The organism is Corynebacterium nuruki S6-4 (assembly GCF_007970465.1).
GTDB classification, from domain to species: Bacteria; Actinomycetota; Actinomycetes; order Mycobacteriales; family Mycobacteriaceae; genus Corynebacterium; species Corynebacterium nuruki.
In genome coordinates this window covers 172,696-186,291 of record NZ_CP042429.1, presented here as the reverse complement: position 1 = coordinate 186,291, position 13,596 = coordinate 172,696, and the positions used below count along the sequence as shown (strand labels likewise).

Genomic DNA, 13,596 nt, shown 5'->3' with positions numbered 1-13,596 from the left:
TCACCTTTCTGTCGTGGACCGTCGTGTGGACAGCCCTTCACCCTACACCGTGGCCGGGCGGTCGGACACGCGCGCGAGGACGGCGTCCGCCAGTGTCCCGGCGACCCCGGGGACGAGGTCGAGGTGGAAGTCAGGTTCGAACAGTTCCGCCTCCAGCAGCACCAGGCTCTTCTCTTCCGACCCCGCCGACCCTGCCGGGCCGGCGGTCTCGACCATGTCGATACGGCCGTACAGCGGCAGGGCCGTGCGGGTGAACCGGGCGGCGGCGGTGAGCACGCGGGAGGAAAACTCCTCCTCCGCCGGTGTGGTCTCCACGGTCACAGGGTGTTCCCGGTAGACGCCACCGCGGAAGCCGCCGCCGTGGGCGAGCAGCGCACCCTTGGCGATGGCGTGGGTGAGCCGGCCGTCGACGAGGTAGAGCGCCTTCTCCTTCCCGGCGGAGAGTTCGGGGATCTCGGGCTGGATCATGACGGAGGCACCGGTGGCGAGGATCTCGGCGGCCAGCTCCGCCGCGGCGGGGTCGGACGCCGTGAACAGGCCGGTGTGCGAGGATCCGGCCCCGACGGTCGGTTTGACGACGACGTTGCCGTCCCCTGCTGCCGCGAGGGCGGTGCGCGCGGCGGCGAGGGTGTGGTGGTAGCCGGTGGGGACCACCGCGATGCCTGCTCCAGACCGGTCGGCGGAGTCGGTATCGGCAAGGTCGGCAAGGTCGGCGAGGTAGCGCTTGTCCATGTTCCACCGGATCAGCCGGGGGTCGTTGAGCACCCGCACCCCAGCCGCGCCCACCCGGTCGAGCCAGTCGATGAAGTCGGCGGGACGCCGCATGTAGTCCCAGGGGCTGCGGATGACCAGCAGATCGAAGCCGGTCCAGTCGACGCCGCTGTCGTGCCAGACCGCGGCTTCCGCGGTCGCACCCCGTTCACGCAGGGCTGCGAGGAGCAGCGGGGTGTCGTGGTCGATGTCCTCCGGCGGGTAGGACGCGGGGTCGGTGACGATGATGCCGATGCGGTTCACGGCGGTGAGCGTAGCAGAGCGCTCAGTAGGCCGTCCCGGCCGCCCGCGCCTGGTCCACCACGCCCGGCAACAGGGCACAGATCCGGTCGATGTCGCCGTCGGTGGTGGCCGGTCCGGTGGTCAGGCGCAGGGCCCCGCGGGCGGTGTGCACCTCCACACCCATGGCGGTGAGGACGTGGGACGCCCGGTTCACCCCGGCGGAGCAGGCGGACCCGGTGGAAGCGTCCACCCCGGCAGCGTCCAGCAGCATGATGAGGCTGTCGCCCTCCGCCCCGGGGAAACTCATGTGGACGTGGGAGGGCAGCGCGCCCGGCACATCTGACGCACCTGACGCACCCTGCCCGTCGGCGACCGGATCGGTGTACACCACCGCATCCGGGATCGACCGGGCCACGGCCAGCAGCCGCGCCTGGTAACCGGCCAGCCGGGCGTGTTCGGCGTCCATCTCGTCGACGGCGGCCTGCAGTGCCGCAGCCGCAGCCGCAGCACCCTGCGGGTTGACGGTGCCGGAGCGCAGCCGACGTTCCTGGCCACCGCCGCGGACCGGGGACTGCACGGCGGCGTCCCGGCGTGCCAGCAGCAGGCCGACGGATTTCGGCCCGCCGAATTTGTGGGCGCTCGCCGCCAGCGTCGAGACCCCGAGGGTCCGGAAGTCCACCGGCAGATGGCCGACCGCCTGGACGGCGTCGACGTGGGTGGGCACGTCCGCGGCGACCGCGGGGCCGATGACCCCGGCCAGGTCGGTGATGTTCCCGGTCTCGTTGTTCACCCACATGGCGGTGACCAGCGCATCGTCCCTGACCGACAACGGGCCGTCCACCGGGCGGGGCCGGCCGGTCGCGTCCACCGTCAGCGGGACCCGGTCGAACAGCGGCTCGGGGACGGGCAGTCCGGCCGGGTCGCACAGCCAGTCGACGGCCTCCCCCACCGCCGGGTGCTCCACCGGGGAACTGTGGATCCGGCGGGCACCGTGGGCCCGCAGCGCACCGAAGGCGAGCCCCTGCACGGCGATGTTGTCGGCCTCCGTCCCGGAGCCGGTGAACAGGACCTCCGCCCGATCCGCCCCCAGCAGAGCACCGATCTGTTCGCGGGCGTCCTCGACGATCCGGGACGCTGCCCGCCCCGAGGCGTACTGGCCCGCCGGGTTCAGCAGGGCGGCGGTGCGGTCAAGTGCCTCAACGGCCTCGGGCCGCAGCGGAGCGGACGCCGCGTGGTCCAGGTAGATGCGCGTGGTCACCGCTCCTCCCCGTGCGGGAGGGCGAGCAGGCGGCGGTCCAGCTCATGCATCTTTTCCGCCACGGCCGTGGGGTCCACGCCCTTGCGGTACCGGGCGGCGGCGAGGCTGCGCTGGGCGGCGTTGAGGGACTCGCGCCGGATCTCGATGGCGGTACGTGCCGCGCGCTCGCGCTTCTGCCGGCGCAGCCGGGCGTCCTCGTCGGCATCGGCCACCCCGTCATCGCCGTCGTCGAGGGCGGAGGGCGACCGGATGACGTTGAGACGTTCGGAGATCCTCGCCGCGGTCTCCGGGGTGATGACCTCGTCGGCGAGTTTCCGGGTCACCACCGCGACCGCTGCCCGGTGCGCCTCGTCCATCGCCTCCTCGGTGGCGGCGTCCGCCAGGTCGTGGAGGTCGTACCTGCGGCGGAGGTAGTCGGTGAGCCACGGCAGGGTCAGTCCCGGGATGACCATGGTGCACAGCAGGACGATGAAGGCCACGATGGTGAACTCGTCGCGCATCGGGAAGTCGGCGGGGCTCAGGGACAGCACCAGGGCGAACGTCACCAGGCCGCGCATGCCGGCCCAGGTGAGCAGGAGGACGTCGGTCCAGCGCACCGGTGCGCGGTACAGGCCTCTCTTGCGCATGTTCTGCCACAGCAGGGTGGACATCCACAGTGCCCGGACCGCGACGAGGACGACGGAGATCACCAGCCCCCACATCACCGGCCTGAGGTGCTGGACCTCCTCGTCGAAGATGGACTCCCGGACGTTCATGCCCATCAGGCCGAAGGCCATGCCGGTCACGAGCAGTTCGATGACCTCCCAGAAGGAGGAGCCGGCGAGCCGGGCGTCGGCCGCGGTGGCGTCCAGCCGGGAACTGAGTTCAACGGCGCCGACGACCACGGCAATGACACCGGAGACGTGGATCTCCTCGCACACCAGGTAGATGACGAAGGGCAGGACCCAGGTGAAGGCGTTGCCGGCGACCGGGGAATCGAGCCATTCGACGAATTTCGCGGACAGTCGGCCGACGACCCAGCCCAGTGCCACCGCCACCAGGGCGCTGTAGACCATGGTGCCGGCGGCCTCGAACCAGTGGATGTCGTGGTGGAACTGGGCGGCGGTGACCGCCGCACTGAAGATGACGAGCGAGGCGGCGTCATTGAACAGTCCCTCGGACTGCAGGGTGCCGATGATGCGGCGCGGGATGCCCGCGGGTTCGGCGACCGCCTCCACGGCGACCGGGTCGGGCGGGGCGACCGCGGCGGCCAGCGCCAGGGCACCGACGAGGGTGAGCCCCGGGATGATCCACATGGCGACGCCGGCGACCACAGCGACGGTCACGATGACGAGCATCACCGACAGGCTGAGGATGGAGCGCCACTGGTCCCGGAACATCCCCCACGATGTCCGGCGGGCCAGCGCCCACAGCAGTGGTGGCAGGGCCAGCGGGAGGATGAGGTGCGGATCGACGTCGACGGTCGGCATTCCCGGGATGAACATGGCCGCGGTCGTCACCAGCAGCAGCAGGACCGGCCAGGGCAACCCGACCCGGTCACCCACGCCCACGGTGATGACGGTGGCGAGCATGAGGCCGAGAATGACGATCAGTGTGGTCACTGAGGCGGGGGTCCTTCCGGGGACGGGACGACGACGGGCGGGGATGGTGCAGAGACAACCGCAGGGTCCGCACCCGACCGGGTGCGGACCCTGTGGTCCGGTGGTCACGGACGGTTATCGCCGTCCATTCTACCGTGCGGTGTCTCCCGGTAATTGACCGGTGTTCACCTGCAGTTTCCGCCGCGACGGGCGGAACACACCTACTGGCGCTTCTTGAGCTCCTCGGTGGCCTGCGGGGCGACCTTGAACAGGTCACCGACGACGCCGAAGTCGGTGATCTCGAAGATGCCGGCCTCCTCGTCCTTGTTGACGGCGACGATGGTCTTGGAGGTCTGCATACCGGCCTTGTGCTGGATGGCGCCGGAGATGCCGAGGGCGATGTACAGGTTCGGGGAGACCGTCTTACCGGTCTGGCCGACCTGGAACTTGCCCGGGTAGTAGTCGGCGTCGACCGCGGCACGGGAGGCACCGACGGCGGCACCGAGGACGTCGGCGAGCGGCTCGACGACGTCGTGGAAGCCTTCCGGACCGGCGACACCACGGCCACCGGAGACGATGATCTTCGCCTCGGTGAGCTCGGGGCGGTCGGCCTGCTCGGCCGGCGCGAAGTTGGTGACGGTCACGGCGGTCGGGCCCGGAGCCGGGAGTTCGACGGGCTGCACGGTGCCGGCGGCGGCCTGCTCGACCGGGTCGACGGCGCCGGAGCGCAGGGTGTAGACCGGTGCGGCGCCACCGACGGTGTTCTCGGTGGTGAAGTCGCCACCGAAGATCGAGCCCTTCGCGCTGCGGTCGGCGTTGATCTCGATCTGGTCGTAGAGCACACCGGAGGCGACCCGGGCGCCGACGCGGCCGGCGATCTCGTTGCCGGCGGCGGAGGCGGAGATGATGACCGGCACCTGGAACTGGGCGGCCAGGCCGGAGACGGCGTCCACCGAGGGGGTGACGACGTGGTTGTCGGCGAAGTCGGCCTCGGCGGCGTAGACGGTCTCGGCGCCGGCGGCGGCCAGGGCGGGCTGCAGCTTCTCGGAGGTGCCGGGGGCGCCGACGACGACGGCACCGACGGTACCGAAGACGCGGGCGGCGGTGATGAGCTCGCGGGTGGCGTTCTTCAGCTCACCCTGCGTGTGCTCAACGAGGACCAGGACATTGGTCATGGCTGGAAAGTCCTTTCGGAAGGTGGTTGTTCTCGCAGTGCTCGGGTGGGCCTAGACGAGCTTGTTGTTGACGAGGAACTCGACGAGCTTCACGCCGCCGTCACCCTCGTCGGTGACCATCTCACCGGCGGTCTTGGCCGGCTTCGGGTTGGAGGCGGTGACGCGGGTCGCGGCGGCGGCGAGGCCGACGTTGGCCGGGTCGACGCCGATCTCGGCGATGGAGACCTCGCGGATCTTCTTCTTCTTCGCGGCCATGATGCCCTTGAAGACGGCGAAGCGGGGGGTGTTGGCCTTCTCCGTGACGGAGACGATGGCCGGCTTCGGGGCCTCGACGGTGAACACGCCGTCCTCGGTGACCCGCTCGCCGGAGACCTTGTCCGCGGTGACCTCGAGGCTGCGCAGGTGGGTCAGGGCGGGGATCTGGCGGTACTCGGAGAGCAGTCCGGGGACCGCGCCGGCGCCACCGTCGGTGGAGGCGTTACCGGTGATGATGAGCTCGATGTCGTCGACGAGGTTCAGCGCGTTGGACAGGGTCCAGGCGGTGCCCAGTGCGTCGGAACCGGCGAGCGCCTCGTCGGTGACGAGGATGGCCTCGTCGGCGCCGAGGGAGAGGGCCTTGCGCAGTGCCTCCGTGGCGCGCTCGGGACCGACGGAGATGACGACGATGTTGCGGGATCCGTCGGCTTCCCTGAGCTGCAGCGCCGCCTCGACGGCGTTCTCGTTGATCTCGTCGAGGATGGCGTCTGCGCCCTCCCGGTCGAGAGTGAAGTCGTCATCGGTCAGCTTGCGCTCGGAGTAGGTGTCCGGCACCTGCTTGACCAGAACCACGATGTTCGACATTCGTTGGCCTTCCTGCCGTAGGGTGCGATTTCTCGGTGGTCAGTCTACATTCGCAGCGGCGTGACGCAGGGCACACCCCGGAATCCAGCTCGTTTCACCTAGCGAAACACCGTATCATGACCGCGATAACCTGCACGTTTCCCGACGACCCAAGATAAAAATATTTTTATCACTACCCCCGCGGGTGTACCTGCCGGGTCACGACCGCGACCGGGGACCGTCCGATCCTCGCGATCACGACGGTCAGCGATCCACCACCCCCACGGGTCAGGACCGGCCGCATCTTCTTCCGCAGTGCATCGGGGTCCACGTCCGCCCCGCGCACCAGGATCTCCAGGCTCGTCGCACCCCGGCCACCGGTCTCCGCCGCGGACAGCCCCGCCGTCGCCGCGGCGAGCGCCGCCTTCAGCTTCTTCAGCGGCACCGTGTCCACCACCTCGAAGACCCGCTGACCCGGCACCATGTCCGCCGGCGCCGGGACCGTGTCGCCGGACAGGTAGGCGATGTGCGGGTCGAGCCGCCACCAGCCCAACGCCGCCGCATACTGCGTCACCAGCCCGGCGCGCACCACCGCCCCGTCCGGGTCCAGGATGTAGCGGCCGACCGGGGCCACCGCGTCGGACTCCGCATCCGCGGACGTCAGCTCGACGGTACGGTCCTGCCCCACCACCACGGCACGACGGTCGACCACCGACAGTCCCGGGGAATAGAGGCACGCCTCCTTCACTCCCCCGCCGGCGCCAGAGGAGCCGGCCAGGCTGACGATGTCGACCTGCCCCTCCCACTCCGAGTAGTCGATGCCCGGGGCACACTTCACCGCGGTTCCGGTGGGACCGCCACCCGGCCCCCGGACGGTACGCCAGGCCTCGAGCAGGTCCGGCAGCGGCGGAATGAGATCCTTCGGGTCCCGGATCCGGCCCCGGGCCGTCCGGCGGGCGGGATCGGCGACGACGACATCGGCGCGCACCGCAGGCCGGGTCGCGTCCGCCCGCACCAGCGGAATCTCCGGCAGATTGTGGTGGGCCATCGCCAGGCGCGCCGGATCCAGGTCGCCGCCGGCGACGAGGCCGAACCCCCACGCCGGGTCAGCCAGGTGCGCCAGCTCGGTCCCCACCGAGCAGGTCGCGTCGAAGACCACCGCGCCCGGTGCCACCGCCGCGAGATGCCGGGCGCGGACCGCCGCGACGGCCGCCGGGGTCGCCTGCTGCGCCGAGTCGGAGCACACCAGCCAGTCGGCCGGGACCTTGCCCCGGCGCCGGGCGGTCACCAGTTCAGCGAGCACCCGCGCCCGGTCGCCGTAGGCGTCACGCAGGGTGGCGGTGTCCCGCACCGTGTCCGCGGCGGAGAAACTGAGACCGGACGCCGCGACGACGGCGTCCGGATGCGACGTCAACCAGGCGACGTCGTCGACGGAGAAAGCCACAGTGGTCCCGCTCAGCCCTCGTAGGGGTGCCGCGGCAGATCGTCCGGGTCCACGGCGAACTTCATCCCGGGGGCGAAGACCCGCTCCGGGTAGCCGTACATCCGGGTCTCCAGCAGATAGTACTCGGCCATGTAGGGGACGTCGACCGGTTCCTCGGTCACCGGGTCGACCTTCACCCCGGCCGCGAACTCCATCACCTCGCGGACGGTGCGGAACGTGTCGAGCATCCGCAGCTGTGCCCAGGTCGGGGGCATGAGGTTGATCTTCCGGTTGCGCCAGCCGTCGAGCAGCGTGCCCGGGCGGAACCAGCCGGTCGAGGTCGCCTCCCGCGTATCACCGTGGGCCTGCTGCCCCTTGGGCATCGCGGCGACGAAGAAGGCCGTGTCATAGCGGATCGGCTGGGATTCCGGGGTCACCCAGTTCGCCCACGGCCGCAGCAGGTCACTGCGCAGCGTGAGATCGTGCTGGTCCATGAAGTCGGTGAAGGCGAGGCGGTGGTGCTCCAGGTCCGCCCGCTGCGACAGGTAGGGGGTGGTGTCCGTCACCGGCGACCCGTCGGCGTGGGCGGCGAGCAGCGTCCCGGATTCCTCGAAGGTCTCACGGACCGCCGCGCAGACCAGCGCGCGGGCGATCTCGGGTGTGGTCGCGAGCCGCTCGGCCCACCACGTCGTGGACTGGCCCTGCCACCGGATCTCCGGTGACGGCTGCCCGTCTCCGTCGACGTCCCCCGGCATGTCACGGGAGTCGACCCCGCCGCCGGGGAAGACGGTCATCTCCGCGCAGAAGGCCATGGTGCTGGCCCGCTCCTGCACATAGACCTCCGGTCCGCTGAGCGTGTCCCGGAGCAGCATCACCGTCGATGAGTGACGCGGCGTCACCGGCTTCTTCTCGTCCGCGCTGTCAGCCATGCCGTCCACTCTAGCCACGGTCCGTACGCCCGGCCCGGTGGTCCCCGCCGCGGCGGGCCCGGCGGGCGAAGTAGCGTCCGTCGTCGACGGTCAGGGCGATCGGCTGGTGGTACGCGCGGGTGAGATTCTCCGCGGTCATCACGTCGGAGAGCAGCCCCATGGCCACCACCTCGCCCTCGTCGAGGATGAGACCGTGGGTGAATCCCTGCGGGATCTCCTCGACATGGTGGGTCACCATGACCATCGCCGGGGCGTCCGGGTCCACGGCCAGATCGCCGAGCAGGGTCACGAGGTCCTCCCGGCCGCCGAGATCCAGCCCCGCACCGGGCTCGTCGAGCAGCAGCAGTTCGGGGTCGGTCATCAGCGCGCGCGCGATGAGCACCCGCTTGCGTTCACCCTCGCTGAGGGTGCCCCACTCCTGGTCCGCCAGATGCATCGCACCGACCTCCTCGAGCATCGCGACGGCCTGCTCCCGGTCCGCCGCGTCGTACTCCTCGCGCCACCGGCCCAGCACGTCGTAGCCGGCGGAGATCACCAGGTCACTGACCGTCTCATGGGACGGGATACGGTGGGCCAGGGCGGAGGAGGTCACCCCCACCGAGGTCCGGATCTCCCGGACGTCGGTCCTGCCCAGTTCCTGGCCCACGATCGTCGCGGTGCCCTCGGACGGGTACAGGGTGGCCGCGGCGATGCTCATCAGGGTGGTCTTCCCCGCCCCGTTCGGGCCGATGACCACCCACCGTTCATCCTCCTCGACCTGCCAGGTCACGTGGGAGACGAGGGCACGCCCACCGCGCCGGACCGAAACATCCCGCAGGTCGAGAACGAGATCCTCCTGCCACGTCTCGGCGGTCGCGGGGGCGGAGATCAGTTTGTTGTCCACAGCACGCATTCTAGGTTGTCGGGGTCAGAACAGGGCGCTGGCCATACGGGTACGGGCGTCGATGACCGTCGGGTCCGCCGGGTCGTAGAGGGAGAACAGGTCGAGCAGCCGGTCGCGCAGGGCGTCCCGTTCGTCGGTCCGTCCCCCGGTCACCGCACCCTGCAGTTGGCCGATGAGGGTGTCGAAGGCGTCGGTCCGCTGACCGGCGAGCAGCATCTCGTCGACCTCGTCGCCGCTGCCGTCGGCCGTCCGGCCCAGCAGCACCGCGGTGGCACGGGCGGTCTGCGCCTCGCTCTTCACCTCCGGCTCCGGACTGTCGGCGAGGATCCGGTCGTACACCGCCACCGCGGCGAGGTAGTCCTCCCGCTCCAGCGCCTCGGCCGCCTCCGTGAAGCGCGGATCACCGGCGGTGTCCGCTGCCCCGGCGTCCTCCGCGGCGGCACCGGACGCGGGCAGGCCGGGCAGCTTCCCCGCCGTCGCCTGGATCACCGCGGCGACGAACTGACGGAGCTGGTCCTCCGGCTGCACGCCCTCGAAGTTGGTCAGCGGCCGCCCCGCGGCGAGCGCGAGGACGGTCGGGACAGCGCGGACGCCGAGTGCCTGCGCGATCTCCGGGGTGGCGTCCACGTCGACCTGACGGAACACCCACCGGATCTCCCCGGAGACCTCCTGCTCCGCGGCCAGGCGCGCGAGGTCCGCCGCCATGTCGTCGGATCCCTGGGCCCGGGAACTGCCGAGCTGGAGAATGACCGGCACCTGGGTGGAGCGGACCACGAGGTCCTGCTCGAAGCTCTCCGCGGTGACCGTCGCCGCGACCGGCACCGGCACCCCGGACGCCGCCTCCTCCCTGGCCTTCTCCCGCTGGTCCGCCGCCTGTTTCACGGCGGCGAGATCGATGGCGCGGGCGGCGAAGCGGTCCGGCGCGGCGGGCTGGGATGAACGGGGCGACTGGGGGTTGGTCATGGTCCCCACTCTAGCGACGGTCCCAGCACGCGGTGTGCCAGTGCCTCCGGTCCTCCCCGCCGCGGTGGGTGTCCGGCCAGGCGACGATGTGGGCCACCCCGGGCGGGATGTTCTGGTTGCAGCCCGGGCACACGTAGAACTTGCGGGCCGCGGACGCACCCATGTGGCGGACCAGGTAGGTCTCCCCCATCGCCCATCCCGGACCGGTCTCCCGGCGGGTCCCCCAGTACGTCGACCCCTCCGACGGCAGGGTCCGCCGCCCGCGGGGAACCGGGGTGGCGCGGCGGTTGTGGCGCGGCATCGCTGTGACCCCCGCTCAGAACAGCCGGAGTTCGGTCGGTTCCAGACCGCGCATCGCCTGGTAGTCCAGCACCACGCAGCGGAATCCGCGGTCCTCGGCCAGGGTCCGGGCCTGCGGCTTGATCTCCTGGGCGGCGAACACCCCCTGCACCGGGGCGAGCAGTTCGTCACGGTTGAGCAGTTCGACATAGCGGGTCAGCTGTTCCACGCCGTCGATCCCGCCGCGCCGCTTGATCTCGACGGCGACCGAGCCGCCCTCACTGTCGCGCGAGAGGATGTCGACCGGCCCGATCGCGGTCGGGTACTCCCGCCGGACCAGGGTGTAACCCTCCCCGAGGATCTCGATCTGTGCGGCCAGCAGCTCCTGCAGATGCGCCTCCACACCGTCCTTGACCAGGCCGGGGTCCTCCCCGAGCTCCCGGGAGACGTCCTGGTACACCTCGAAGATCCGGATCGTCAGACGTTCCTTCTTCGGGTTCTCCACCGTCCACAGCTGCCGGACGCCGAGTTCCCGGTCCGCCTCCGTGAGGTCGTCCCCGGTGGTCTCCCGCAGGGTGCAGGGCGGGGTCATCCAGTTCAACGGCTTGTAGGCGCGGTCATCGGCGTGGATGCTCACCGAACCGTCCGCCTTGACCAGGACCAGCCGGTCGGCCTCGGGCAGGTGCGCCTCCAGCCGCCCGTCGTAGTCCACGGCACACCGGCAGATCAGCACTCGCATGGGTGACAGCGTAACAAAGCCGCGGGGGCGGTCACGACCGGGAGTCGAGACCGTGCCGCGGGTCCACCTTGTTCATCGACCGGACCTGGCGGGTCGACGGCGCCGATTCCAGCCAGGCGACCAGCGCGGTGTCCCCCGCTTCGTCGAGGGCGACCTCGAAACGGCGTCCCCCGTCGGTGACCTCGAGGACGTGGAGCTCGGGCTCGAGGAACTGGGACTCCCACTCGGTGATCCCCCGGCGGCCGGCGATCTCGGTGCCCTGCCGGTGGATCTCCATGTCCGGCAGCGGGCGCAGTGACCGGACCTGGAACACCCGGGCGCCCAGTCCCCCGTAAACGAGAACCCCGTGGCGCCAGTGCCGTCCTTCCGGGCTGGGAAGGGGCCTGACCACCACAAGGATACCGCGACTCCGGAGCGTGAGGAACCGCCCTCCGGCGATGAGCACCGCACATACCAGTGCGATCACTACCACGGTCACCACGATGGTCCAGACCACCAGTCACGCCCCTTCTCGGTCGCCGATTCCCCGGCGGGAGTCACCCGCGGAGTCCACTGACGTCACACTCTCCGGCCTGCCGGAGCTTTCCGACCAGTCTAACGGCCCGGGGTGTGCGGACAAAAAGGCATACAGAAACCGGCGGCCCTCCCCGTGGTGGGGAGGGCCGCCGGTCAGGGGGCTCGCGGGGAGCCCGGGTCGCAAGCGCGACGGGAGCGGTCTAGTGCTCCTGCAGACGCTTGACGGCGCGCAGTTCGGACACCGCCCGGTCGTGGTCGCTCCGGGAGGCGTCCGCCCGGTTCTCCGCGGCCTCGGCCGCGGAGGTGTCGACCTCGGAGGCCCAGACGGCCGTGTCGGCCAGGATGGTGATCTTCTCCGTGGACACGGAGATGAAACCACCCTGGACGGCGGCGACGAGCTTCTCGCCGTCGACCGTCCGGATGACGACCACACCGTCCTCGACCAGCTGGCCGAGGAGCGGCTCGTGGCCGGGGAGCACGCCGATCTCGCCCTCGGTGGTCTGCGCGGAGACGGAGGTGGCCTTACCGGACCACAGCTTCCGCTCCACGGCCACCAGTTCAGCGGCAATCTCAGCCATGTGCGTGTCTCCCTACTTCTCGGTGAGCTTCTTGTAGGCGGCCTCGACGTCGTCGAGTCCACCCAGACCGTCGAAGCACTGCTCCGGGTAGGCGTCGAACTCGCCGTTGCAGATCCGCTCGAACGCGTCGATCGTGTCCTTCAGCGGCACGAACGAACCCGGGATGTCCGTGAACTTCTGGGCCACGAAGAAGTTCTGGCCCAGGAAGCGCTCGATCCGGCGGGCACGCGCCACGACGATCTTGTCCTCCTCGGACAGCTCGTCCATACCGAGGATGGCGATGATGTCCTGCAGTTCCTTGTTCTTCTGCAGGATACCGATCACGCGCTGCGCGATGTCGTAGTGGCGCTGGCCGACGATGCCGGGCTCCAGGATGCGGGAGGTCGACGTCAGCGGGTTCACCGCAGGGTAGATACCCTTCGAGGAAATCGCACGGTCGAGCTCGGTGGTCGCGTCCAGGTGGGCGAACGTCGTCGCCGGGGCCGGGTCGGTGTAGTCGTCGGCAGGCACGTAGACGGCCTGCAGCGAGGTGATCGAGTGGCCCTTGGTCGACGTGATCCGCTCCTGCAGCTCACCCATCTCGTCCGCCAGGGTCGGCTGGTAACCCACGGCGGAGGGCATGCGGCCCAGCAGCGTGGAGACCTCGGAACCGGCCTGGGTGAAACGGAAGATGTTGTCGATGAACAGCAGCACGTCCTGGTTCTGCACATCGCGGAAGTACTCCGCCATGGTCAGACCGGACAGGGCCACGCGCATACGGACTCCCGGGGGCTCGTCCATCTGGCCGAAAACGAGGGCGGTGTCCTGCAGGACGCCCATCTCCTCCATCTCCAGGTGGAGGTCCGTACCCTCACGGGTGCGCTCGCCGACGCCGGCGAACACGGAGGTACCGGAGAACTCGCGGGCGATACGGGTGATCATCTCCTGGATGAGCACGGTCTTGCCCACACCGGCACCGCCGAACAGGCCGATCTTGCCGCCCTGGACGTACGGGGTCAGCAGGTCGATGACCTTGATGCCCGTCTCCATCATCTGGGTGCGACCCTCGAGCTGGTCGAAGGACGGGGCGTCGCGGTGGATGCCCCACTGCTCGCCGTCCCGGCCGAGACCGGGCTCGTCGAGGCAGTCGCCGAGGGCGTTGAACACGTGGCCCTTGACGATGTCGCCGACCGGCACCGAGATCTGGGCGCCCGAGTCCGCCACGGACTGGCCGCGGATCAGACCGTCGGTCGGGGCCATGGCGATGGTGCGCACGACGTTGTCACCGAGGTGCTGGGCGACCTCGAGGGTGATGGTCTTCGCGACAGCTTCGAGAGCCACGTCGACGTGCAGGGCGTTGTACAGTGCCGGCAGCTCGCCGCGCGGGAATTCCACGTCGACGACCGGGCCGATGACACGGACAACGCGTCCGGCAGCAGTCGACGCGGCGTCCTCACGCTGCGCCTGAGTAGCTGTAGTCAT

14 protein-coding genes are annotated in these 13,596 nt (G+C 70.3%); all 14 read right to left on the bottom strand.

The genetic code is table 11. From position 1 onward, the window contains the following. Positions 1–42 precede the first annotated feature (42 nt). The 14 genes from FSW06_RS00880 to atpD all read right to left on the bottom strand — a co-directional run bounded on the left by FSW06_RS00880 (position 43) and on the right by atpD (position 13,596). On the bottom strand, positions 43–1,014 hold the full coding sequence (locus FSW06_RS00880) for an ATP-grasp domain-containing protein (protein ID WP_010119211.1): 972 nt from the start codon (positions 1,012–1,014) through the stop codon (positions 43–45). Between the two features lie 22 nt (positions 1,015–1,036). After that, complete coding sequence (locus tag FSW06_RS00875) at positions 1,037–2,251, bottom strand: cysteine desulfurase family protein (protein WP_010119213.1); 1,215 nt, start codon at positions 2,249–2,251, stop codon at positions 1,037–1,039. Beyond that, positions 2,248–3,852: a cation:proton antiporter gene (locus tag FSW06_RS00870; protein ID WP_010119215.1), complete on the bottom strand. Its 1,605-nt coding sequence runs from the start codon at positions 3,850–3,852 to the stop codon at positions 2,248–2,250. Before FSW06_RS00870 ends, FSW06_RS00875 begins: the two co-directional genes overlap by 4 nt. Positions 3,853–4,052: 200 nt before the next feature. Then, positions 4,053–5,006 carry an electron transfer flavoprotein subunit alpha/FixB family protein gene (locus tag FSW06_RS00865; RefSeq protein ID WP_010119217.1) on the bottom strand — a complete coding sequence of 318 codons (954 nt, stop codon included), beginning with the start codon at positions 5,004–5,006 and terminating at the stop codon, positions 4,053–4,055. Between the two features lie 51 nt (positions 5,007–5,057). After that, positions 5,058–5,846 carry an electron transfer flavoprotein subunit beta/FixA family protein gene (locus tag FSW06_RS00860; protein WP_010119219.1) on the bottom strand — a complete coding sequence of 263 codons (789 nt, stop codon included), beginning with the start codon at positions 5,844–5,846 and terminating at the stop codon, positions 5,058–5,060. A gap of 172 nt (positions 5,847–6,018) precedes the next feature. Further along, positions 6,019–7,269, bottom strand: a complete 1,251-nt coding sequence (locus tag FSW06_RS00855) for a THUMP-like domain-containing protein (RefSeq protein ID WP_010119221.1) — start codon at positions 7,267–7,269, stop codon at positions 6,019–6,021. An 11-nt stretch (positions 7,270–7,280) separates the two neighbouring features. Beyond that, on the bottom strand, positions 7,281–8,177 hold the full coding sequence (locus tag FSW06_RS00850; RefSeq protein ID WP_029448988.1) for an NUDIX hydrolase: 897 nt from the start codon (positions 8,175–8,177) through the stop codon (positions 7,281–7,283). Between the two features lie 10 nt (positions 8,178–8,187). Continuing rightward, complete coding sequence (locus FSW06_RS00845; RefSeq protein WP_040429918.1) at positions 8,188–9,069, bottom strand: ABC transporter ATP-binding protein; 882 nt, start codon at positions 9,067–9,069, stop codon at positions 8,188–8,190. A 15-nt stretch (positions 9,070–9,084) separates the two neighbouring features. Continuing rightward, positions 9,085–10,023 (bottom strand): tetratricopeptide repeat protein, encoded by a 939-nt coding sequence (locus FSW06_RS00840; RefSeq protein WP_010119226.1) that lies wholly within the window; start codon positions 10,021–10,023, stop codon positions 9,085–9,087. A 10-nt stretch (positions 10,024–10,033) separates the two neighbouring features. Beyond that, positions 10,034–10,324, bottom strand: coding sequence for a hypothetical protein (locus FSW06_RS00835; protein WP_029448990.1), 291 nt, complete (start codon positions 10,322–10,324; stop codon positions 10,034–10,036). Between the two features lie 15 nt (positions 10,325–10,339). Then, a complete protein-coding gene (nucS, locus tag FSW06_RS00830) occupies positions 10,340–11,041 on the bottom strand; it encodes an endonuclease NucS (RefSeq protein ID WP_010119231.1) in 702 nt (233 codons plus the stop codon). A gap of 31 nt (positions 11,042–11,072) precedes the next feature. Further along, positions 11,073–11,486: a DUF2550 domain-containing protein gene (locus FSW06_RS00825; RefSeq protein WP_238525922.1), complete on the bottom strand. Its 414-nt coding sequence runs from the start codon at positions 11,484–11,486 to the stop codon at positions 11,073–11,075. 271 nt (positions 11,487–11,757) lie between these two features. Next, complete coding sequence (locus FSW06_RS00820) at positions 11,758–12,135, bottom strand: F0F1 ATP synthase subunit epsilon (RefSeq protein WP_010119235.1); 378 nt, start codon at positions 12,133–12,135, stop codon at positions 11,758–11,760. A gap of 12 nt (positions 12,136–12,147) precedes the next feature. Beyond that, positions 12,148–13,596, bottom strand: a complete 1,449-nt coding sequence (atpD, locus tag FSW06_RS00815) for a F0F1 ATP synthase subunit beta (protein ID WP_010119239.1) — start codon at positions 13,594–13,596, stop codon at positions 12,148–12,150.

Bases quoted from the DNA above. Each gene is read 5' to 3' on its own strand.
- FSW06_RS00850 (WP_029448988.1), bottom strand. From the start codon at position 8,177: ATGGCTGACAGCGCGGACGAGAAGAAGCCGGTGACGCCGCGTCACTCA.
- FSW06_RS00840 (WP_010119226.1), bottom strand. From the start codon at position 10,023: ATGACCAACCCCCAGTCGCCCCGTTCATCCCAGCCCGCCGCGCCGGAC.
- FSW06_RS00845 (WP_040429918.1), bottom strand. From the start codon at position 9,069: ATGCGTGCTGTGGACAACAAACTGATCTCCGCCCCCGCGACCGCCGAG.
- FSW06_RS00865 (WP_010119217.1), bottom strand. From the start codon at position 5,006: ATGACCAATGTCCTGGTCCTCGTTGAGCACACGCAGGGTGAGCTGAAG.
- FSW06_RS00860 (WP_010119219.1), bottom strand. From the start codon at position 5,846: ATGTCGAACATCGTGGTTCTGGTCAAGCAGGTGCCGGACACCTACTCC.
- FSW06_RS00820 (WP_010119235.1), bottom strand. From the start codon at position 12,135: ATGGCTGAGATTGCCGCTGAACTGGTGGCCGTGGAGCGGAAGCTGTGG.
- FSW06_RS00835 (WP_029448990.1), bottom strand. From the start codon at position 10,324: ATGCCGCGCCACAACCGCCGCGCCACCCCGGTTCCCCGCGGGCGGCGG.
- atpD (WP_010119239.1), bottom strand. From the start codon at position 13,596: ATGACTACAGCTACTCAGGCGCAGCGTGAGGACGCCGCGTCGACTGCT.
- nucS (WP_010119231.1), bottom strand. From the start codon at position 11,041: ATGCGAGTGCTGATCTGCCGGTGTGCCGTGGACTACGACGGGCGGCTG.